Genomic DNA, 21,754 nt, shown 5'->3' on the forward strand with positions numbered 1-21,754 from the left:
GTTCACTCACCCTCTCTTTCTGTATTTTTATTAAAAGAAAAAAGGGCCAATAAAATGACAAAAACGATGCTTAACAGCCCAGTAATGAATAACCAGCCCCATGAATAGCTTCCAGTTATATCAACCATGAGTCCAAACAATGGCGGTGCAACCATCACTCCTATTGAACCGATCGTTATACTTAAGCCACTCGATATTCCCGCTTGTTCTGGAGGAACCAATTCGCTTGCAAGGTTCATCCAAATTCCATTGAATCCTGAAACAGCAAACCCGAAAACAGCTGTGATTGGAACCAATATACTGAACGGTGTTTCTTCAGGAAGAAATGACATCGTGCTGCTTGTTATTGCAGAAATGATGGTGATTATCATGATGATCGATATTCTTTCCCCGTTAAAAAAGCGATCGCTGATTACACCCCAAGCAATCCTACCAACCGAGCCGAACGCTTCAGAAATGACAAGCAATAATCCTGAAAGTACAAGAGGGATTCCCATCTTTTCAAACGCAAACAGAACTAAATACGTATTCAAACACATCTGTGCTCCATTTAACCCGAGTGCACTGAGCGACACAAGTAACAACGGCTTATTGTGTACCAGTTTCCACATCGAACGATAAAACTGACCGAGCTGATGACCATCATTTGTTTGAGGAGCATTCTTTGAATCTCTATATTGAAAAAAAGACACGAAACCCGTCATAATCAATAAAAACGCGGCACAGATTACAGCCGTACGCCATCCAAATGATGCAGCAATCGGCAACAGCACTACTGCTGATAGCGCAGAACCTAGAGTAACACCCATCTGCTTAATTCCCATGGCTGTTCCACGTTGTGTTTGGGAAAACCAGTAGATGATTCCTCTGTTCGAAACAGGATGCATCGCCCCATAACCAAGACCGCCCAGTACAACAAAAATCAACATTAAAGCGAAATGGGTCACGAAAGTTGATGCAATAAAGTTAATTCCTAAACAAAGTGACAAAGCAAGGAGCAACCTTCTTGAACCTAAATGATCTACGAGGAATCCAGCCGGGATAGAGGCAAGAGCCTGTCCTAAAAAGAGGCCAGCTGGGAGCAATCCAATCTGCGCTTTTGTTAAAGACATATCATTTCCAATCAATACACCCAATGGAACGAGGCCACGTCCTACAAAGGCAACGAGTACTTGTACTGCGAGAAGCCACAAAAGCATCTGCCAATGTATAGCTATTCCCCTTTTTGAACGGTGATCATTATCATATTCCATAAGCTTCAACTCTTTTTTTGATTTGAAGTGGTTTTATACTTTAAATTCTAACTCAGAGATTTCTTCTTTTTTCAAAGACTGATTAGCTGTAGTTGAAAATAGGTGAGAACCTACGACACAAACAATGAAGTTTAGGGTAAGCCCTATAACACCACCATGGATACCATATACCGTTTTATATCCCAAGAACGTCAGAGTTCCCGCAAGTGCCGCACCAATAAACATACCCCAGAATACGGGTTTTGCCGCAAGACGTTTCCAATAAAGCCCGAGAACAAATGCTGGGAATACCTGCACCAGAAGCTCAAACTTTAGAACAAATATCTCATAAAGGGTGCCTGGCGGGTTCCAAGCAATCCATAATAATAAGAAAACGACAGCTATTCCTCCAATTTTACCAACCATAACTTTTCGGTGCTCAGAAGCATGAGGAGAAATAAACTTCCCATATACGTCATTTGAGAGCATTGAAGAAAAGCTCAATAGCACTGAGTCAGCTGTCGAGATGATTGCTGCTACGATTCCACCAAAGAAAATGATCATCATCCAGTAATAGAAGGAATTGATCGCTGCAATCTTATTCGCCATCAAACCTACTAACTGTTCAGAGCCAGTAGCATCAAGTCCTGGAAAAAGCATGATTCCAACGATACCCACTACGAATACAAGACCAGTCGTAATTGGTGGCATCCATGCCATGCGCGCAAAAGACTTCTTTAATGTCTTCTCACTTTCAGCCGAATAGATGCGCTGAACCGCATGTGGATAGATAGAAGCACCAAGTCCTACAAGTACAAGCATACTGAACCAGTTAATCGATACTTCCATATCGGGTACACCAAGCTTTGCAGGTTCGTTATCTGCGATGTAACGAGTAACTTCTCCAAAATTACCGCCAGCAAGGTAGAGAGCTCCACCAAGGAAAACAAAAATTCCAATCATCAATATGATTCCCTGCATCACGTCTGTGAACGCTACTGCTTTCATACCGCCCATCCATTCGTACGTTAACATGACAAGCACGAAAACGACAACAGCAATCTCGTAGGGAATGGTTCCACCTGTCATACCCGCTACTGCTTGGCCGATCGCAACAAGTTGCTCAAGAAGGTAATTTCCTAATCCCCAAAGCATAAGAAAGATACTTAATAGAGTTACGCCTTTTGATTTGAATCGGAATTGCAACCAATCCGTTGGGGTAACGAAGTTGTGACGCTTGGATACGACATACAGCCGTGGTGCAAACAACAGATAGATTCCAATGATGATGGTCATAAACGAGATCGATTGTAGCCATGAGAATCCCGTCCGATAACCCGTAGGCGCATAACCAACAATCGTATTCCCACTATATTGCGTGGCATAAAGGGTAAAGAACAATGCGATAAAACCTAGATTTTTACCTGCTAAATAATAGCCTGATAGACTATGATGCAGATTCGTGTCGCCTTTTCCAGAAAAGTAACCAATCGCGAGCATAATTATGGCAAATGCACTTAGGATAATGATACCGTCCATACCGGCAAAGGTTAAGTTATCCATGTTTTACCTCCTTTCCTTTTCGGATTCTTCTTCATCCTCAACGATGTGCCATTGAGACAGACACAACCAAGATAAGTACCAACTAAGAATTAACGTAAAAATAGTTGAGATAAATGCCCAAAAGGGAAAGCCAAACACATACGGCTCTACCGCTCCTTTTGGAAAATACCAAGGTACAATTAAAAGAACGTTAATAACCATCCATATCCAGATCCATTTTTTACGGATTGGTTCTTTTATAGGTTTTTTTTTCATATCAAATCCTCCTTTTCCATACTGGCTTGCAAGTACATTGGAGTCGATATCTAAATGTATGTTCCTTATTTGAAAGCCTTCTTATTTTTTCATCGTAAAAAAGATTGTGACTTTCTTCTAAAGACTAAATAACAGTCTCATGTTTAAGTGTTGAACCAATCCATCCAGACCGATTATCCATAATCATTTACGAAATAGTTTGATTTCGAAATTTCCAGGAAATATTTCTGAACCTGTCATTCTTTGACTCTCTAAATCTACTGATATATGATATCCTGTATTTCCTTTTTCTCTCTGGTGTTAGTTGGATTGGCAGAATACTGTTCTTAAAGCCGTTGTTGTAAAAAACATCTGAGAAAGGACGCCATAATAACTTGGAACCCCTAGTCAGTTAATGCCTATGGTGCATGGTTGCTAGGTGAGTCACATCCAAAGTTTTTAGGGTGAGCAATACAGATACGCTCTAGTACCCCTCTTGAGGAACGATTAGCGTCGTAATATGATACTGCCAATTTGTAAGCGCTTATGATTTAAGCCGTTCAGTCGTAAAGTGTCTTACCTACGTTTCTCTTACCCACGATTTAGATAACACTGAATTTTATTAACTTCTGAAGCTCTTCATCACTGTAACCGAGCCAATCTTTATACACTTCTTCATTATGTTTACCCATAACTTCTGGCCCAACGTGTTTCACTTTACCAGGTGTCCGACTTAACTTAGGTACGATACCTGGCATCGAGAAGTCCCCTAACTCTGGATGTTCTACATTCACAATCATCTCACGTTCTCTATAATGAGGATCTTCTAAGATTTCTTTTGCTGTATAAATCGGCCCAGATGGTACACCTTTTTCATCTAAGATTTCAAGTGTATCTTTCGCGTCTAATGATTTTGTCCAATCCTCTATGAGCAAATCGAGCACTTTCATGTTCTCGCCTCTCGCGTGATGTGTGGCGAATCTTGGGTCATCAGCAAGGTAAGGCTGCCCCATTGCTTCACACAGACGGCGGAACACACCGTCTGCATTCGCCCCGATTACAATATACGTCTTGTCCTTCGTAAAATAGATGTTTGAAGGTGCGACACCAGGAAGAATGTTACCCATGCGCTCTCGAATATATCCTGCAAACAGATAGTCGGGAATCAGGCTCTCCATAACCGAGAAAACGGATTCATAAAGTGCCGTGTCAACCACCTGCCCCACCCCTGACCGCTCTCTTTCATGCAGTGCTATCAAACAGCCGATCGTTGAAAAGAGAGCTGAAAGAGTATCGCCAATAGAAATCCCAATTCTTGACGGAGGACGATCTGGGAATCCAGTTACATTCCGCAATCCTCCCATCGCTTCCCCGACACTTCCGAATCCTGCACGGTGTTTATACGGTCCCGTTTGTCCATAACCAGACGTACGAACCATGATCAGCTTCGGATTAATTTCTGATAAGGTCTCATAGGAAAGGCCCCATTTTTCCAACGTTCCTGGACGAAAGTTCTCAATGATGACATCAGCTTCTTTCACCATCTCTTTTAAAATATTCTGACCTTCTTCTACTCTTAAGTTCAGGGTGATGGACTTTTTGTTTCGTGACTGAATCGGCCACCATAATCCCACACCATCTTTGGACTGTCCCCAGTTCCTCATCGGATCTGACTTATCAGGCGGCTCCACTTTAATAACTTCAGCTCCAAAGTCTGCCAGTAGTCTTCCGGAGAAGGGCCCTGCTAAGAGGGTTCCTAACTCAATCACTCGAATGTTATCTAATGGAAGTTGTTCGGACATTATATCCCCCCGTTCATTTTTAAACAGTCTAAATTTTCTTAATATTTATACAACTTAACTCTTTGTATACAAAAGGTCAATGAATAATTGTAAATTTATTGAAAAAAATTACAAAACCTTGTTTTAACTATATTTGTTATTTTTATTATTAGGAAAATTATTGAAATTATATTTATTGTGTATACAATAGATTCAAGGAGTGAGGTTTATGGATGCCTATAACTATATAAAAGATGCCATCATAAACGGAAAATTCGAGCCCGGAATGAGGCTAGGAGAGGAATCTCTTGCTAAAGAATTAAAACTGAGTCGTACCCCTATTAGAGAAGCAATCAAACAACTGGAATCAGAAGGTCTCGTTACCCCATTAAAAAGAGGTGTAAGTGTCCGTCACTTTACTCATAAAGATATTCAGCAAATCTATGACCTTCGTGCACTATTAGAAGGTTATACGGCAAGTCAGGCAGCCCTTCATCGTACAAATGAAAATTTAAAAAAGATGAAAGAAGCAAATGATAGGTACGAAAAAGCCATCGATCGTTATAAAGAGGCAGATCTCAATTCGATTAAAGAGGTCGTTAACTTTAACCAACAGTTTCATGAAGCGATCATTTCAGCATGTAACAATCCGCACATCTACTTTCATCTCTCAAAGGTAGTCGTCGTCCCACTAGTGTTCCGTTCATTCTATTGGTACGATGCTTTCGAACTGAAGCGTTCTTTGGAAGTGCACAAAACGATAATCACAGCCATCCAAAATCAAGATTCAGAGCGTTCACGTGTTGCGATGACAGAACATATCTATCAAGGACGGGACCAAGTACTTGCCCATCTAGAAGAAATCAAGAAAATACATGTTTTGAAGGAGGATACTCATGATTGAAATTTGTGAAGTCGGACCACGTGACGGGCTACAGAACGAACCAAAGCTCGTCTCCACAGAAACGAAGGTTGAACTTATTAACAAACTAGTCGACTCTGGTATACGCATCATCGAAGTCGCTTCATTCGTAAACAAGAAAGTCGTACCCCAAATGGCAGACGCCGAAGAAGTACTCCGCCTTGTTCCAAAACGAGCCGATGTAAGGTATGGCGGTCTTGTCTTAAGCCGTTCAGGACTTGAACGTGCGCTACAGACAGATGTTGATTTCCTTCATGTGGTTACCACTACTAGTGACTCTTTTAATCTGCGAAACGCCAAAAGAACTGTTGAACAAGCTGTGCAGGAACTTACAAAGGTTATTGAGGAAGGTTCAGCATTAAAAGGCGTCGCGGGAGTAATAGGAACTTCATTCGGATGTCCGTTTGAAGGAGAAGTTCCACTCTCTAGAGTGCTGAATGTCGCAGAATCTTTCCTAAAAGCAGGCTGCACAGAAATTACACTCGCAGACACTACTGGAATGGCCAATCCCCTGCAAGTACAAAAAATTACAACAGCATTTAAACAAGAATTTGGAAATAATTTGACACTAGGACTTCACTTTCATAACACACGCGGGCTAGGGATAGCTAATATCCTTGCTGGTTATCAAGCTGGTGTCACCCGCTTTGATTCATCCATAGGCGGGTTAGGCGGATGTCCGTTTGCACCTAAAGCAGTAGGCAACGTATGTACAGAAGATATGGTCAACATGTTTAAAGGAATGAACGTTGAAACAGGAACAGATCTCGAGGGGCTTATTGAAACAGCAAAATGGTTGGAGAGAAGTATGGATAAAACACTGGATGGTATGTTGATGAAGGCTGGCATTTCATAACCGATAGGATACCGCATAAAAGAGAACCGAATTAGACATGTAATAAATACGCAGTATTCTGCATGTATTGGACTCTCTGTTCTCGTTTGGGGAAAATCCCCTTCCCTTCTGGTAGGGGTAATCCGGGCTGTCTCCTTTACGAGACGGGAATAAACAGGTACTGTGGACGTAATGTCATGTTCATAAACCTACCCGGAGCAATTCGCGATATAAATGTCGCGGATTCTTTTTTGCGTTCTGCCTTTTTTGACGCGCAGAATGTTATTTTTAGCCTTTTAAAGCTAGGACCTATTGTTGTGGGTAGCTGGAAAAATCCCCGGTCAGGCTGGTCGCAGCCTACAACAAACAGGATGTAATTACGTTCTGAACAATAGCGCTGTTACGTCCATCGGCTGTACATCTTTTAGTTGCGTCATCTTCATCGACCCTTTTCCATTCAAAACCCTATGCACCAATGATTTGAATGTTTTTTCTCTTTTTTCAGTATAAAGAGAGAAAATGAAAATAGTAATGAAATCAAGGATTTGAATAGTTAAAAAAACCCTTTTTGAACTGTCGAGCAGGTTAGTTGAAGAGTGTTATTTATCTTGTGTTCAACTTTCAGTCCATATTAATGAATAGTTGTAAACTGGCATATAACCATTGTTATATGCCAGTTTTTTCTTCATATTCGAGTATGTCACCAGGTTGACACTGTAATGTCTGGCAGATTTTTTCTAATGTGTCAAAGCGAATACCACGCGCTTTACCTGTTTTTAGTATGGATAAGTTAGCTTGGGTAATTCCAACTTTTTCCGCTAATACTTTTGAAGAAATTTTTCTTTCTAGCATGACTCGATCTAGATTAATTTTTATCATGAGGAGCTCCCACTTAAATCACGTTGTTAGAATCGTCTTGCAAGGATATTCCGTATTTAAAAACCACATAAAGCGTATATACGATAGCTAATAGAAGAATGTTTCCTAGTAAACCTGGACTGGAATTTGAAAAAACATTACTGACATTGTAAGCGTGTAGTTTTGCAAAGAACACCTGACTGATGAACTGCAAAATAGTGAAGCTTGTGATTGCGATTAGGATTTGTTTGAGGCACGTAAGATTTTGGTAAACAAAGAAGTCTTGTATATAAATATTACCGATCATTTTACGTAGCGCATACATAATGATAAACAAACAAGCAATGATTGCTAGCGCCACTAAGCAAGAAAGTACTAAAAACCATACTGATGGGTTTGTGTTTAAGTTTGAGTTAACATCTACATACTGTAGTAATTGTTTTTTAACCCCATTCGGAACTAACAATACAGCTCCAGTCCCAAATAGTAGCATTAATCCGGCAAACGCACATAAAAATTGAGCAATCAGAGACATAATTGATAAGAATTTCAAAACAGACTTGGTAAAAAGACTCATTAGATATAGCCCTCCTTTATCACTTTACATTTATTTCCTTTTTATTATAAAACAATAAAGGATTATTGTAAAACAATAATTATAAGTTTTGAAAATCACTCGCAATCTTGTAAAAAGAAGATGCTCCATAATCGAAGCATCTCCCTCTTGTCTCATTTTCCCCTTTCGAATACGACCCTTCCCGCCACGACCGTTTTCAGGGCTTTGGCCGTGAGCATCTCGTCTGTCGTTCCATTGAATAGGTCACGGTCGAATATCGTGAAGTCTGCGACGTAGCCTGGTTTGATGTAGCCACGCTCATGCTCTTTGTTGATCGCCTGGCTACTGCCGATCGTGTACAGTTGAATGGCTTCGAAACGGGATAGTTTTTGTTCAGGTATGTAGCCATCATGCTCGGCGCCTGGTTTTTTTCGTTCGACTGCTGCATAGATGGTTACGAGTGGATCGATGTCCTCTACTGGTGCATCCGTTCCCGCTGCACACATGATGCCCCGGTCCAGCAACGTTTTCCATGGATAGGCTAAGGAAAGACGCTCTTCCCCGAGGCGGTCGATGACCCACGGGAAGTCGGATGGGACGAATGCCGGTTGGATGTCCACGACAAGCGGTAGGTTGCCCATTCTTTCGACGAGGTCCTCTCGCAATATACAGCAGTGGATGAAGCGGTCCCGCTTGCCGCTTGGTGCCGGATATTTTTCAATGACCCGAAGGACTTGTTCCGTCGCCGCGTCCCCAATCATATGGACGGCCACGACTTCGTTATGCTTGCGTGCCAATTTCACCAACGTCTCCAACTCTTCATCGGTTTGGATGAAGAGTCCGTTGTTATTCGGTTGGTCGGCATATGGCTGGGATAGGGCCGCCGTCGAACCGCCAAGTGCCCCATCAGCAAAGATCTTCATCGCGCCCGGTTCTACATAGGGCTCGTCAAACTCTGCATTCGCTTCGATCATTTTTTCAAAAACGGCGTTATGCCGCAATATATTCACGCGGAAATGCTTCTTCTTGCCGACGACGCGGTGAAACGCCGTGAGTGGGTTCCGGAAGTCACCGAAATAGTTCATTTCCTCTGTATGCCCACCCGTCAGGCCGTAAGAAAGCATGTTATCCACAGCAAGGTTCAATGTGTTTGTCAATGAATCGATGTACGCTTCCCCTTCTTTTGGAACAGCTTCCGTCACAGGGTTCATCGCTTGGTCGAACAACAGGCCATTCAACCTGCCATCCGCATCTCTACCGATTTCCCCGCCTGCTGGAGGTTGGCTGTCTGACGTGATGCCGCCTGCTGCAAGGGCCGCTGAATTGCCCAACACGACGTGATGGCAAACCCGCGTCAACAGGATTGGTTCACTTCGAATCGCATCCAGTTCCCCGATTGTCGGAATGCGCTGGTCGGCGAAGTTATTTTCATTCCAGCCTTCCCCGTATAACCAGCTATCGCTTGGGGCTGTCTTGGCTGCCTCGCTCACCATCTCCAGCATCTCGGTTGCTGAATGGGCTTTCGTTAAATCGAGACGAATTAACTTTTCGCCTTGGAAAAGCATATGAAGATGGCTGTCAACGAACCCCGGATACATGACGGCCCCTTTCAAGTCCACTAATTCGTCTGCCTTGACGCTCAGTTCATCGAATGATCCCGTAGCGAGTATGTTGTCACCCTCGACAAGGACGGCCTCTACCGTTTCATGTTCTTTCTCCATTGTGTAAATTGTGCCGCCATACCAAAGTTTCTTCATAGGAAGGATCCCTTTCTCTGCGAGTTTTCGTTTACCTTAACGCGTCGATATCGATACGTCCTGTTTTACTTTCTCCATGGTTGCCAGTTTTCCCTTTATTCAAAAGCAATAGCCCCTCTAAAAATATGACCATCCATCTATACAATCGGCATTTTCCTACAACTATGAATTGTTTAGTCAAAAATAAGGCCCCCCCTTCATCAAGGTGGGCCTCAGTCAAAGTCACATTTATCTATCAAATTTCTCTCGAATAGTGCTGTACTTTCTCTTTATCGATTTCCACCCCGAATCCAACTCCATCTGGAATGATGATTTCAAAGTTTTCATATTGGATGTCATTCACAGTGATCGTATCTTTGAACAATAATGGGCCAAATAATTCCGTGCCGAATTTCATTTCCGGTATCGTTGAATATAATTGTGCACAGATGGCCGTCCCTAAGCTGGATTCGATCATCGTCCCCCCGTATAAGCCGATTCCAGCCGCTTCGGCAATGGCTGCCACTTTTTTCGTTTGAGTCATTCCGCCCGCTTTGCACACTTTCAGGGCGATGGAATTGCCTGCTCTGTGTTTCGCGATTTGGAAGCAATCTTGTATGGAGTTCGCCGATTCATCCGCCATGATTGGCACCTTGAATCGGCTCGTCAAGCGTGCCATTCCTTCGTTGTTCCATGTTGGGAGTGGCTGTTCGATCATGGAAATGCCACCGTCTTCTAAACGTGCAATGCAGGCATTCGCCGTATCTTCATCCCACGCCTGATTCACATCTACAGTAAGGCGCGCTTCGTCCCCGACGGCTTTTTTAATCTCCAATACATGTTCAACGTTTTTAATCGGATCGCCTTTACCGATTTTCAATTTGAAGATATTATGACGTTTCTGGTGTAAGAGTTCCTTCGCTTCTTCAATATCTCTATCCGTATCACCGCTCGCCAAAGTCCAGGCGACTGGCAGCGATTTATGAATCTGGCCGCCAAATAACTCAAAGGCAGGCACCTCTTTGCTTCTAGCTGTTAAATCGACCATCGCCGCCTCTATCAAGGATTTGGCGAAGTAGTTGCCCCTTACGTGTTTCGAGATGCCATACATGATTTTGTCAAAGTGTACGGGTTCCTTACCGATGATCAAAGGGGATATATATCGGTCAATATTGACTTTAATGGCTTCCGGCGTGGATTCCCCGTATGAAGCGCCGCCTATCGTCGCGACTTCCGACCATCCTTCATTTCCCGCTTCATCCGTTAGGCAGGCCACAACAAGGGTCTGTTCAACAATGGTATGCATCGCCAATTGATGCGGACGGATTGTCGGTAAATCTAGTATATATATATCTACTGAACGTATTTTCATAGTTACCTCACTCTCACCTTTTTACACAATAAAATCGGCTTCTGTTTTTTCCTTCACTTCTGCAAGCGTCACACCTGGCATCAGTTCAACCAGCTTCAATTGTTGATCGACCACTTCGAATACCGCTAACTCTGTCACGATCATATCCACGCTTCTGGTCGATGTAATCGGGTAGGTGCATGCTTTCAGAATTTTGCTTTGGCCGTCTTTCGAAGTATGGCTCATCGTTATAATGACTTTTTTCGCACCTACCAATAGATCCATGGCACCGCCTACCCCCAAGATATTCTTACCTGGAACTGCCCAATTCGCAATGATTCCTGATTGTGCAACCTGTAAGGCACCAAGTATCGCCACATCGACATGACCGCCGCGGATCATCGCGAATGAATCGGAACTATCGAAGAAGGAGGTCCCCACCGCTTCACCGACTGGTAGTTTGCCTGCATTGACAAGGTTCGGATCGATATCTTCCTCTTCAACATCCGTTACACCCAACATGCCATTCTCGGTGTGCAGGAATACGTTCTCATCCTCGAGATATTCGGCTACTAGTGTGGGGATGCCGATTCCTAAATTGACGGTACAAGGACCGTGCAATTCTTTGGCCACACGCTTCGCAATCAGATGCTGCACCTCATGTTTGCTCATTTGTTTATTCATTTGCTCACTACCCCTACCTTTGTCAAGATTTGCTGTGCTTGGATAATGGTATCGATATAAAGATGGGGTGTGACGATTTCCTCTGGATCCAATTCACCAGATTCGACGATCTCATCCACTTCCACAATGACTCGTTTCGCAGCGGTTGCCATCAATGGGTTGAAATTACGAGCCGTTTTGTAGTAAACGAGATTCCCTAGGGTATCAGCTTTATGCGCCCGGATAATGGCAACATCCGCGCGGATCGCTTTTTCCAGAATATAATTCACGCCATCAATATTGCGCTCTTCTTTTCCGATTGCAAGCTCGGTGCCGACGCCTGTGGTCGTGTAATACCCGCCGAGGCCCGCCCCACCCGCACGCAAGGATTCTGCCAATGTCCCTTGCGGCAGTATTTCCAGTTCAATTTCCCCTCTTTGATATTTGGCACCCACATCACGGTTGCTTGTAAAATAAGAGCCAATCCCCTTTTTGATTTTGTTTTGGTTGAGCAGGATTCCCAAACCCTTACCTGCTTCCCCGAGATTATTACTGACAATCGTCAAATCCTTCACGTCTTTTTTAGTCAATCCTTCAATTAGCGTAAGTGGTGCACCCACTAATCCAAAGCCGCCCACCAAAATCGTTTGACCGCTTTTGACGCATGATAAGGCTTCTTGTAGATCTTGTGTCACCTTCGTCATGTCCGTCCCTCCCCCACCCGGTTCAGGGAATCGCTGATTTCAAACCAGGATGGAATGCCGGCCGTCAGAATGCATATGTATCCCACATCAGCTAGGTCCGCCTCTGAAGCTCCGGCCTGTCTTGCTCTTTCTATCCAGGCAATCGCCTCCTCACCCCTCAATTCGGTAATGTAATTGCCCACCATGTTCAGGTGCTTCAATCTAGAAGACACGGTTCCCTCACTAATGATTTTCTCCTCGATCCTCTTGGCTTCATTCGTTTGAATGACGTTCCATGTATCTACTAGAAAACGTGTATCCAGCTCTCCCATCCAGGCAATCATCGTAGAAATCACGTCTTCAATCGTTTCAGGATCATTTGCTGGCTGTTCAACTGGTGTACCCGATAATTCCAGGGCATATGCCAAAGACTCAAGCGACACTTTAAGTGACGGAAGCCCCTTATATAAATAGGAAACTAGTAGGTATTCGACTAGTTCCGGAATCGTTGAACCATAATCCATGGCGCCCTTGGTGTGATACACCATGCTACGTGGATATAGTCTTGCTGCGTTCATGCTGGCCACGAGTACATCCTTCTCTTTACGTGATAATGCGCCATCCTGCATAATTTCACCGCGCAACCCCGTATAGTGGTCTAAGACAACCGGACTGTAATCATGCATTTTTTGCACCCAGCCCGGTACTTCATCATAAACTTCCTTAAAATAATCCAACCCTTTACTCATTTATCATTCTCCTTTCTTATGTAGATTGCCATTTTTATAGTTTGATGGTTTTCAGGATGTAGGTCTCCTCACTTCTCTACTGCTTCAAAAACGTAAATGGTGTTTGTTCGACCCTTTTCAAAAAGGATAGAATATCTTGATTGATGTCATCACGCTTTTCAAAGACCATGGTGTAGTGATTGCAGTCCGAAACGACCGTTTCGATTCGTTCCGTATACTTCTGCGTTTCCTCATAGTCGGACAGAAGGAATAACGGGGGCATGGACCCGATGTCGCCCTCAGCATACACAAGCAATACGGGGCATTGAATCTGTGAACAGATCTCTTTTGGACTAAAGGTATAAAAGCTTTCAAAGTCAGCGAGGATTTTTGATTCGGTTGATTTATTCTCCCAATGGTCATCTACAGGAGCCACTTCATACTCGACGGCATCCTCCAGTATTACTGTCCACGTGATTCCTAGATTTCCGTAAAGCCATTTGATTTCTTCAACATAATGTTCTTGAGATTCGTATTCTTTACTCAATCGTCCCAACGAAGGCTGAACGATCCTTCTCTGGTGTTCGGACATTGTAGCAGCACCATCCAGTAGAATGACGGCTTTTACTGTATTTAATTTACTGGCCACAATGGCCGATATAAAGGCTCCCATGGAGTGACCCAAGAGGATAGGGTTTTCGATATTCATTTCTTCTATTAATGCCAGGATATCTTCGGCATGATGAAAGATGGAAGGCTCGGGATCTGTATCCGCACTATTTCCCCGTCCCCGCAGGTCGACCGAAATGAATCTGTATTCCCCTTTATAGGCATCCGCGTAATGGTGCATGTTTTTATGTGTACCTGTTAGTCCATGAATCGCGATAATCGGACCTTTTTCTCCCGGGTAATCCACCACTTGGATTTCGTTCCCGTTGATCATTTTTTTATAAGAGTTCATGTATTGGCACCTCACCTTTATCCGTTATACGTATGGAAGGAATCTTTAGAGTTATGAAATAAAGGCTGCCGAAATGCTCTCGACAGCCTAGGAATTCGATTCATCAAGTATTAGAGGGTTCTCAATACAAAATTCAAGGATGCCTCTTTATGGTCCCCCACTTGTTCAAGCTTCGTTAACAAGGAAGTTCGAACGCCTTTGGCTACATCCGTTTCTAACCACTCATCCCCTTCAAAAAAGACTTGAGTGATCAGTGTTTCATGACCTTCATGCTCGAGTTTCATATGGATGTGGGCAGGACGGTATGCATGGTACCCAGCCGCTCTTACAAATTCACCTGTTGGACCACTCGTAGGGATTTGGTAAGGAATAGGAACTCTCGCATGCACCTCGAAGTCTCCGTTCTCGTCTGTATAGAAATGACCTCTTAAGTTAAAGTCAGGTGCTTTTGAATCAAAGTTCGAGTATAGGCCGTCGCTGTCATCCTGCCACCACTCCACTTTTGTATTGGCCAATGGTTGCCCGTTAACGGAACTTGCATTTCCATAAAACACTAACTTATCTCCGGCTTCATCCGGTCTTTCCGGTATAATGAACGGTTGCTTTTCAAGTAACGGCGACCCTTCCACAAAGTAAGGTCCAAGAAGGGAAGGCTCTGTACCAGGCAACCCCTTATATTTAGCTTCCAATACATAGGTCTCGATGAAGTCATCCAGGAATAGCGGGATTTCTCCACTTTTACCCAGACGATCTGCCCAATTCACGAAATTCGTATACTCTTCATGATTAAATTGTTGTTCATCTAAAAAATTCTTCAGATGCTTAGCAAAGCTTTCATACGCTTCTAATACACGCTTATTTTGTACAATTGTTTCTGACATCATTGTTTCCCCCTCAGATTTTAAATGGCCAACTATATTTACACTTTGTAACCGCATACATTTGCAAGTGAATCGTATAGGTAATCTTTTCTTGGAGGACTTGCAAAATGAATGAACAAATTGTACGATAACCGTACATAAATTTTCTATTCGTACAACTTTATTTTACACAGGGGGTATCATTTATGTCAACTGAATATTCAGAAAATATAAAAAGTGGCGACTATATCCAATCCCTAGAACGTGGGCTGCTTGTTATTCAGGCATTTTCACAGGAAACTCCGACACTGACCATAAGTGAAGCGGCGAAAATAACCGGTTTAAGCAGACCGACTGTGCGCAGGATCTTACTTACTTTGGTTCACCTAGGGTTTGCAGAGTCGAAAAATGGATCCTTTTCATTAACCGCCCGAACCCTGACATTAGGCTATGCCTATATTTCTTCGAAGAACATTTGGAATATGGCCTATCCCATCATGCGGGAATTTGTTGCCCAAATAGGTGAGTCCAGTTCCATTTCTGTCTTGGACGGCACGGAAATCATCTATGTTGCCCGTGTTCCTACGAAAAGAATCATGTCGATTAATCTGGATGTCGGATCCCGCCTCCCTGCTTATGCGACGTCCATGGGACACGTGCTTCTAGCTAATCTTCAGAAAGATGAACTAGAGAAACAGTTGGATCAAATTACGCTTCAGTCGTTTACAGAAAAAACGATTGCGGACAAGCAACAATTACTGAGCACCTTGGATGAAGTCCGTGAAATGGGTTGGGGAGGGGTTGATCAGCAATTCGAAGAAGGACTCCGATCCATCGCTGTTCCCATAAAAAATTCTGAAGGACAGGTCATTGCCGCCATCAATTGTTCCGCACATGCTGGAAGAATCAGTGAAGAAGTTCTCCAAGAAGAATTTCTTCCATTGCTATTAGACACGGCAGCCAAAATTAGTAGGGCCATCGCGACATCGAACTCCTCACATTTTTAATGTATCTGCGTAAAATGCAAACCAACAAAAGCCGCCTGTTTGAAGGGACTCCCTCCTCAGGTGGCTTTTATCATGATTCTACAAATTCTCTGGCTGCCCTTGAATCTCTCATTCCATTGATCACGGAACAATCACAAACTTACAGCTTCACTGGATTGGATGATTCGAGAAGTAATCCCGGATCATCTCTTGCATCTGTTCTTTGTTTTCCGCGAATTGCCTATGCCTATGTCCATTGCCCCCGGAAGGATGCGGGAATCCTAGTAGCAGATTGCTAGCATCGAGGTGATTCTGTTCCGCCAAGTAGGTGAGTACCTTGGAGACGTTGATGCCTAGCGGAATGATGAGGGGCTGGTCCATGTTGCTGATTTCGGTCGCAAACCCTTCCATGATATGCTTCCTTAGGAGCTCCGTCTTTAAGATGTCCGGCGTCGTCCCGCTGTAGTTTTTTCCCTTATAAAACACCGGATAGTTCAGGACGGATCCTGTATGGACCAAGGAATTGGCCTCGGCGAAAAGCTCGATCGTGGAGGATAGCCCCAAGTATTCATGTAAACCCAGCTCATCCAGCATCTTGACGAGGTTCTTTCGCATCGGCCCTTCAAAGCTGGATTGTTTCTTTACTTCGTGGAGGATTTCTTCCTCACTTTCTATGTAATCCTTGACTTCAATGACGGTTGAAAAGGATTTCTTCATCTGATGTAATCCTGGTGTGATTCCGGCTATCACGACCTTGGCATGTTCATTCACATATTCAAAAGGAGCATAATAGATTTCGAGGTTTTTCTTCTCATCCCGATCAAGCAGAAATTGCTCGTTTCGGATCATGTCCACTGTATACGAGGCCGGCAAGCTATACAGCAGATCCTTGTATTGCTCGAATTTCGAAAATTGTACGATACTCATGAGTGTTGATCCCTTCTTTTATAAGCTTGGTGTCGTGTAAGAAAATGCTTGAGTCAAAGAATAGCGCCGAATTCATCACAACTAAATTCGATCGTGAAGGCTTTCTTTGTTGCTATATGATGTAAAGTATACACCCCTTCAATCAAAAGGCTATATGTACGGCCATTATCCACAAGTTTGGCCTCCGAGAAGGTTTGCTTCCATTCTCCATTAGAAGAACTGGCCAGGTGTGATGTGATCTGATCTACCTTTGAAAACATCTGGCCTTTTCGAGTTTCATTATATTGCGTTGTAAATTCCCCAGAAACTTCTACTGAAAAGATCTTATCGCTAACATAAAGGTGGGCCGTTTTTTTCCTTTCTCCATTCGAACCCATAACGACTTCACTAGTTTGTGAAGGTAGATTACTTAATGCCTCCCGTTCACTTGCCAAGAAGAAATCCATATGTTCTTGGATTCTCTGTTCATAGTCTTCTGGCTCCGCCCAATCTTGGGGCTCAAACTCTTCAATCGAAGGAACGCCCAGATTGATCCCTATTTTGGTCTCGTTCGCCTGATGAACAATTTTCTCATACTGCTTGTGGTAGTCTTCCTTTTGTTCCTTCGTCAATTGCAGGGGACCCGTTGTTTCTACAACATCGACTGGAGGATTGGATAAAGGTGCACCCTCTATAGTCTGTTCACCCGCTAACACTTTAGACGCCTCTTCACTTTTTGTCTGATTCGCTTCCTCATTTGCACTACATCCCATTAGAAGGACCGTTCCTAGTATTGCCCCTATGTAGAAAACTTGTTTCATCATCATTCCCCCATCCCCATTCACTTGCCATTCATCGTTATAACGATTGTAAACTTTATCCAAATGAAAGAGAATAGTTTTTAATTCGCTAAACAATTTTTAAGGCTAGGTTCAAGGAAAAGATTGATTTAAATAGGCTTAGCAGTAAATGGATATTTATGTTAAATTAAAATAAATACACGTTAATTGGAATTTTAGTCACCAAATAGTTGGGTCACACGGTGAAATGAATTTTAGACTAAAGATAAACATACGTATGAACAGTCTTTAGGAGGTGAGTGTTTTGTCCATCGGAATTCTTGCCCTTGTCACTATGGCGTTATGGATTGTACAAATTCATGAATTCATTAAACCTGAAGAAAAGCAAAACAATAGAAAAATCATAGTCTTAACTTCCTTCGGGTGCTTGTTTACCACGATTTTGACCATCCATCAAATTCAAAACTTCCTTGGGTAAAAGTAAATACCATCAGGAACCGCAGAAGATTATGACATTCAAAAAAAGGAATGTTCAAAGGAATATCAGATATAAATGCTTAGAACCCCCCATCATAGAGAGATTGGGAGGTTCTAGTTCTTGCGACATATTATTTTTTCACAGCATGGATGTAATGAATGGTTTCGAATGCAGACAAATAATCTGTTCGATCACCAAAGAATTTATTTTGAATGGCAACAGGTGATAAATGTTCATAAATGAGTAAACCTGAGTTTTCTAAAATTTTCTCCATTTCTTCATAAGTAAAACATGATTTCATGGGCTCGCCACTAGCTGATGCCATTTGAACCATATTTTGCACTCGATTGGACAGCCCTTTTTCTTCAAAAAGGTTGTCATCTGCATAATCAAATACGATCGAACTCCCTGAAGGTAGATTGGCAAACCATTCATTAATCAAATTGGCATGTTCTTCTTTTGTTAAATAATATGAAACACCTAAAAGACTAAGAAAGGTTTTTTTGTTAGGCATGAAACCTTTTCCAATAAGATCTTGAATGGCAAATGGTCGGGTGAAATCCATTGGAACAAAATGAAGGGTATCCGGGATTGGATAATTTGCATTTTCTAGCCTGATCTTTTTAAAGTCTTGTGTAGCTGGATAATCCACTTCAAATATATCGATGCTTTCGTTTAATTCCGGGTGTCGGAAACAAAAGGTATCTAATCCCGCTCCTAAGATGACATACTGTTGAACGCCCAGCACGATTTCATGGAGTACTACATTTTCGCAATAGGCAGCACGTGCTAAAGGAGTTGGAGAAAGTTGAACTTGTGTAATCCATTTTAAAATTTCATCTGGATCATCTTGAAATTTCTTCGCTATGCTATCATTAAAGAATGGAATGCCTTTAATCATGTTCTCTTGAATATCCGCAAATTCTTTTTGGCTAATTAAATCTTTTACAATAAAATCATCAAAAATTTTGGGTGTGTCGTATTGACTATGGTAAGCCCGACCAAAGGCTGATAGTAAGGAAGTCATACTTGATTCGTTCTTCTTCATACATTCATCCCCCGTATAACAAAAATAAGATTCCCCTGGCCAGGAGAACCTCATTATACACACAAAAATTTTAACTGTAAATTATAGCATAAATAAATATTTTTGTCAATCTATTCTTTCTCGAAAATCTTACCTGAATATAAAAAAAACGCCAAAATGGCGTTTTTTCTTTAAGCAGTTTTCTTATAATACGAAAGATCTTCTTCGAGCGGGATGTTGGCTGCTCGTTGTTTTTTCGCTGCGACGAAGAAGGTGATGACCAAAATGACGCTGACGATGGCTCCGATGATGTAGGAGGTATCCATCGATAATCGGAATCCGATTTGGGCGTTCAGGATATAGACCAACACCGTATATAGCATGAAGGTTCCTGGCAGTAAGGACACCCAGTAATTCTTCTTCGCGATGTACAGGTACATGGCTCCTACGAATAGGGCGATGACGGCTGTTGCTTGGTTGGCCCATGAGAAGTAGCGCCATAGGATGTTGAAGTCGATTTGCGTTAAGGCAATGGAAATGACGAACAGCGGAACCGCGATGACTAAGCGGCTGCTCATTTTCAATTGCGGAAACTTCACATAATCGGCAATGATCATCCGTGCACTTCGGAAAGCCGTATCTCCCGACGTGATTGGCAAGACGATGACTCCAAGTACGGCGATGGTGCCGAATAACGCTCCAAGTGTTACTTTTGCCGCTTCACTTACGATTAATCCCGTTCCACCTGTTGCAAGTAGTTCGTTCAATCCGACTGGTCCATCGAATAAGCTCATGGCAGCCGCGGCCCAGATCATGGCGATGATTCCTTCTGCAATCATCATTCCATAGAAGATTTTCCGGCCTTGTTTTTCATTTTGAGTCGTACGTGAAATGATCGGTGATTGTGTGGCATGGAAGCCTGATAGTGCCCCACATGAAATCGTTAGGAACAATAACGGGAAAATCGGCAGGTTATCCGGATGTAGATTGGATAACGTTAGTTCCGGTATCGGCGCTTGTTGGATGATCAAGGCTCCACCCACCCCGACGGAACTGATTAATAATAAAGCCCCGAATATCGGATAAAAGCGTCCGATGATTTTATCGATGGGCAGAAGTGTCGCCAGAATATAATATAGGAAAATGGCTACCGTGATGAGCGTCAGGCTCACCGTGCCATTCATCAAGTTATGAAGCAAGGATGCTGGGGACGTGACAAACACCGTACCCACCAAAATTAATAACAGGATGGCGAATGCATTGACAACATGCTTCATCACTCTGCCGAGGAATTTACCCGCAAGTTCCGGTAAATGCGCTCCACGGTTCCGGATTGAAATCATGCCAGTTAGGTAATCATGAACCGCCCCTGCAAAGATACAACCAAGCACGATCCAGATAAACGCAACAGGTCCATATAAAGCTCCCATGATTGGACCGAAAATGGGTCCGACCCCTGCGATGTTCAATAATTGGATCAAAGAATTCTTACTCGTGCTCATCGGCAAGTAATCGACGCCGTCCTGATTCGCATATGCCGGTGTCGGTCGGTCCGCTTTGACACCAAACAGTTTCTCTATGAATTTTCCATATGTAAAATATCCGATTAGTAATAGAATGACTCCACCTAAAAATGTATACATCTGTCTATGCCCTCCTTGGAATCGCTTACATATAGTATAAATGATGAATTGACAGAAAAGAGTGAATTCTTATTATCATGTCGAATTCGGAGGGTAAGAGGTTCATATGTCGAATTAACATGTAAAATGTTCAAAATTTTGTCACATGTATACGAGAAAGAATCTGAGAGTCTCGCTTGGATTCATATCAGATTCTTCCTACCCTATCATAACTCCAAGGCCGCTCGAAAAGCTTTGGCATACGTCCGGCTGACGGACAGCATTTCATCCCGTCCTTTCAATTCAAGCTGGTACGCTCCATTGAACCAAGGGGTGAGACGCAATACATAATTCAAATGCACCAGATAACTTTTATGAATTCTGAAAAACGGGAATTCATGTAACCGTTCTTCTAATTCCTTCATCGTCGTTTTCACTTCATATTCATGGTCGACCGTGACGATCTTCGATACCTTTTCTTCCCGTGAAATGTACAGGATGTCATGGGGATGAATATAGAGGATTTCCCCCTCCACTTCGACAGCCAGTCTTCCGGCGCTTTTGACCGGCCTATTCTCCTCTTTCTGTAAGAATAGTTTTTCAAGGCGGCTGATTGTCTCTGCCAATTGATCGTCATCATACGGTTTCAATAGATAATCCACTGCATCCACACGAAAGGCTTCCACACCGAACTGCGGATAGGCGGTCGCAAAGACGATTCTCGGGACGTTCTTCAATTCCTGGAGGGCCTTCGCTGCCTCCATCCCATTCATGAGCGGCATCTCCACATCGAGAAAAATCACATCAGGCTGTAGCTGCATTGCCAAGACGATGGCCTGTTCCCCAGATTCACCCTCGCCGATTATATCGATGGAGGGATACTGCTTCAACAGATGAATCAATTCCTCGCGGCTATAGCGCTCATCATCTATGACAAGTGTCCGAATGACCGTTTTCATGTTCTTCCCCACT

Annotated in this window: 23 protein-coding genes; 4 read left to right on the forward strand and 19 right to left on the reverse strand. The window is 43.0% G+C overall.

Annotated elements, in window-relative coordinates:
- Positions 1-2 precede the first annotated feature (2 nt).
- The 4 genes from ACQKL0_RS10875 to ACQKL0_RS10890 all read right to left on the reverse strand — a co-directional run bounded on the left by ACQKL0_RS10875 (position 3) and on the right by ACQKL0_RS10890 (position 4,831).
- Positions 3-1,253, reverse strand: coding sequence for an MFS transporter (locus ACQKL0_RS10875; RefSeq protein ID WP_427687524.1), 1,251 nt, complete (start codon positions 1,251-1,253; stop codon positions 3-5).
- Between the two features lie 33 nt (positions 1,254-1,286).
- A complete protein-coding gene (locus ACQKL0_RS10880) occupies positions 1,287-2,795 on the reverse strand; it encodes a sodium:solute symporter family protein (protein WP_427687526.1) in 1,509 nt (502 codons plus the stop codon).
- A 3-nt stretch (positions 2,796-2,798) separates the two neighbouring features.
- Complete coding sequence (locus tag ACQKL0_RS10885; RefSeq protein ID WP_427687527.1) at positions 2,799-3,050, reverse strand: hypothetical protein; 252 nt, start codon at positions 3,048-3,050, stop codon at positions 2,799-2,801.
- A 581-nt stretch (positions 3,051-3,631) separates the two neighbouring features.
- Positions 3,632-4,831, reverse strand: a complete 1,200-nt coding sequence (locus ACQKL0_RS10890) for a CaiB/BaiF CoA transferase family protein (RefSeq protein WP_427687529.1) — start codon at positions 4,829-4,831, stop codon at positions 3,632-3,634.
- A 208-nt stretch (positions 4,832-5,039) separates the two neighbouring features.
- Here ACQKL0_RS10890 and ACQKL0_RS10895 point away from each other — a divergent pair, with 208 nt between their 5' ends.
- The gene (locus ACQKL0_RS10895) at positions 5,040-5,714 is read left to right on the forward strand and encodes a GntR family transcriptional regulator (protein ID WP_427687531.1); all 675 of its coding nucleotides are present in this window, start codon (positions 5,040-5,042) and stop codon (positions 5,712-5,714) included.
- Positions 5,707-6,588, forward strand: coding sequence for a hydroxymethylglutaryl-CoA lyase (locus ACQKL0_RS10900; RefSeq protein WP_427687533.1), 882 nt, complete (start codon positions 5,707-5,709; stop codon positions 6,586-6,588). Before ACQKL0_RS10895 ends, ACQKL0_RS10900 begins: the two co-directional genes overlap by 8 nt.
- A gap of 645 nt (positions 6,589-7,233) precedes the next feature.
- Here ACQKL0_RS10900 and ACQKL0_RS10905 read toward each other — a convergent pair.
- The 10 genes from ACQKL0_RS10905 to ACQKL0_RS10950 form a co-directional block, all read right to left on the reverse strand.
- The gene (locus ACQKL0_RS10905) at positions 7,234-7,446 is read right to left on the reverse strand and encodes a helix-turn-helix domain-containing protein (RefSeq protein WP_402957457.1); all 213 of its coding nucleotides are present in this window, start codon (positions 7,444-7,446) and stop codon (positions 7,234-7,236) included.
- 13 nt (positions 7,447-7,459) lie between these two features.
- A complete protein-coding gene (locus ACQKL0_RS10910; protein ID WP_427590829.1) occupies positions 7,460-8,002 on the reverse strand; it encodes a DUF2975 domain-containing protein in 543 nt (180 codons plus the stop codon).
- A gap of 152 nt (positions 8,003-8,154) precedes the next feature.
- Positions 8,155-9,738: an amidohydrolase gene (locus tag ACQKL0_RS10915; protein WP_427687535.1), complete on the reverse strand. Its 1,584-nt coding sequence runs from the start codon at positions 9,736-9,738 to the stop codon at positions 8,155-8,157.
- A gap of 31 nt (positions 9,739-9,769) precedes the next feature.
- Complete coding sequence (locus tag ACQKL0_RS10920; protein WP_427687537.1) at positions 9,770-9,919, reverse strand: hypothetical protein; 150 nt, start codon at positions 9,917-9,919, stop codon at positions 9,770-9,772.
- A gap of 54 nt (positions 9,920-9,973) precedes the next feature.
- Positions 9,974-11,089 carry a muconate cycloisomerase family protein gene (locus ACQKL0_RS10925; RefSeq protein ID WP_427687539.1) on the reverse strand — a complete coding sequence of 372 codons (1,116 nt, stop codon included), beginning with the start codon at positions 11,087-11,089 and terminating at the stop codon, positions 9,974-9,976.
- A 21-nt stretch (positions 11,090-11,110) separates the two neighbouring features.
- A complete protein-coding gene (locus tag ACQKL0_RS10930) occupies positions 11,111-11,752 on the reverse strand; it encodes a 3-oxoacid CoA-transferase subunit B (protein WP_403080214.1) in 642 nt (213 codons plus the stop codon).
- On the reverse strand, positions 11,749-12,435 hold the full coding sequence (locus ACQKL0_RS10935) for a CoA transferase subunit A (RefSeq protein WP_403122544.1): 687 nt from the start codon (positions 12,433-12,435) through the stop codon (positions 11,749-11,751). The genes ACQKL0_RS10930 and ACQKL0_RS10935 overlap by 4 nt, the downstream gene beginning before the upstream one ends.
- A complete protein-coding gene (locus ACQKL0_RS10940; RefSeq protein WP_427687540.1) occupies positions 12,432-13,163 on the reverse strand; it encodes a carboxymuconolactone decarboxylase family protein in 732 nt (243 codons plus the stop codon). Before ACQKL0_RS10940 ends, ACQKL0_RS10935 begins: the two co-directional genes overlap by 4 nt.
- 76 nt (positions 13,164-13,239) lie before the next feature.
- Entirely contained in the window at positions 13,240-14,103 is an 864-nt protein-coding gene (locus ACQKL0_RS10945) for an alpha/beta fold hydrolase (protein ID WP_427687541.1), read from the reverse strand.
- Between the two features lie 110 nt (positions 14,104-14,213).
- Positions 14,214-14,984 carry a dioxygenase gene (locus tag ACQKL0_RS10950; RefSeq protein WP_427687543.1) on the reverse strand — a complete coding sequence of 257 codons (771 nt, stop codon included), beginning with the start codon at positions 14,982-14,984 and terminating at the stop codon, positions 14,214-14,216.
- Between the two features lie 185 nt (positions 14,985-15,169).
- Between ACQKL0_RS10950 and ACQKL0_RS10955 the strand changes: the two genes are divergently transcribed.
- Positions 15,170-15,970, forward strand: coding sequence for an IclR family transcriptional regulator domain-containing protein (locus tag ACQKL0_RS10955; protein ID WP_403122549.1), 801 nt, complete (start codon positions 15,170-15,172; stop codon positions 15,968-15,970).
- Positions 15,971-16,117: 147 nt separating this feature from the next.
- On the opposite strand, the gene ACQKL0_RS10960 is transcribed toward ACQKL0_RS10955, so the two are convergent.
- Together ACQKL0_RS10960 and ACQKL0_RS10965 are read right to left on the reverse strand one after the other, a co-directional pair.
- The gene (locus ACQKL0_RS10960) at positions 16,118-16,876 is read right to left on the reverse strand and encodes a hypothetical protein (protein WP_427687546.1); all 759 of its coding nucleotides are present in this window, start codon (positions 16,874-16,876) and stop codon (positions 16,118-16,120) included.
- A gap of 53 nt (positions 16,877-16,929) precedes the next feature.
- Complete coding sequence (locus ACQKL0_RS10965; protein WP_427687548.1) at positions 16,930-17,676, reverse strand: hypothetical protein; 747 nt, start codon at positions 17,674-17,676, stop codon at positions 16,930-16,932.
- Positions 17,677-17,959: 283 nt separating this feature from the next.
- Here ACQKL0_RS10965 and ACQKL0_RS10970 point away from each other — a divergent pair, with 283 nt between their 5' ends.
- Positions 17,960-18,133, forward strand: coding sequence for a hypothetical protein (locus tag ACQKL0_RS10970; protein WP_407407787.1), 174 nt, complete (start codon positions 17,960-17,962; stop codon positions 18,131-18,133).
- A gap of 130 nt (positions 18,134-18,263) precedes the next feature.
- On the opposite strand, the gene ACQKL0_RS10975 is transcribed toward ACQKL0_RS10970, so the two are convergent.
- The 3 genes from ACQKL0_RS10975 to ACQKL0_RS10985 all read right to left on the reverse strand — a co-directional run bounded on the left by ACQKL0_RS10975 (position 18,264) and on the right by ACQKL0_RS10985 (position 21,741).
- On the reverse strand, positions 18,264-19,181 hold the full coding sequence (locus ACQKL0_RS10975) for a class I SAM-dependent methyltransferase (protein ID WP_427687550.1): 918 nt from the start codon (positions 19,179-19,181) through the stop codon (positions 18,264-18,266).
- 170 nt (positions 19,182-19,351) lie between these two features.
- On the reverse strand, positions 19,352-20,803 hold the full coding sequence (locus ACQKL0_RS10980; RefSeq protein WP_427687552.1) for a carbon starvation CstA family protein: 1,452 nt from the start codon (positions 20,801-20,803) through the stop codon (positions 19,352-19,354).
- Positions 20,804-21,009: 206 nt separating this feature from the next.
- Positions 21,010-21,741 (reverse strand): LytR/AlgR family response regulator transcription factor, encoded by a 732-nt coding sequence (locus tag ACQKL0_RS10985; protein ID WP_427687554.1) that lies wholly within the window; start codon positions 21,739-21,741, stop codon positions 21,010-21,012.
- Positions 21,742-21,754 lie beyond the last annotated feature (13 nt).

The sequence above is a fragment of the Peribacillus sp. NPDC097264 genome (genome assembly GCF_050277925.1).
Lineage (GTDB): Bacteria > Bacillota > Bacilli > Bacillales > DSM-1321 > Peribacillus.